Annotated in this window: 3 tRNA genes; all 3 read right to left on the bottom strand. The window is 50.3% G+C overall.

The annotated features are described in order from the left end of the window. Nucleotides 1-87: 87 nt before the first annotated feature. Nucleotides 88-170 (bottom strand) — tRNA-Leu (locus tag FC36_RS09285). 6 nt (nt 171-176) lie between these two features. Continuing rightward, nucleotides 177-249: transfer RNA gene (locus tag FC36_RS09280), tRNA-Lys, on the bottom strand. A gap of 3 nt (nt 250-252) precedes the next feature. Further along, nucleotides 253-325 (bottom strand) — tRNA-Val (locus FC36_RS09275). Nucleotides 326-356 lie beyond the last annotated feature (31 nt).

Raw genomic sequence — 356 nt, 5'->3', positions numbered from 1 at the left:
ACCTCCGACCCCCTGTTTACAAGACAGATGCTCTGCCAGCTGAGCTAAGTCGGCTTTATTTCTTAATGAAAAATTATTCAATTACTATGCGGGTGAAGGGACTTGAACCCCCACGTCATAAAGACACTAGAACCTAAATCTAGCGCGTCTGCCAGTTCCGCCACACCCGCGGATCATGAGTCGTGACAGGCTCGAACTGTCGACCCTCTGATTAAAAGTCAGATGCTCTACCGACTGAGCTAACGACTCATATGGAGGATACAGGGCTCGAACCTGTGACCCTCTGCTTGTAAGGCAGATGCTCTCCCAACTGAGCTAATCCTCCATATGCACAGCAACGTCCTACCCTCACAGGG

The organism is Ligilactobacillus equi DSM 15833 = JCM 10991 (genome assembly GCF_001435735.1).
In the GTDB taxonomy this organism is placed as follows: Bacteria; Bacillota; Bacilli; order Lactobacillales; family Lactobacillaceae; genus Ligilactobacillus; species Ligilactobacillus equi.
Note: the sequence above shows the minus strand (reverse complement) of the source record. Positions and strands in the feature narration are given on the sequence as shown.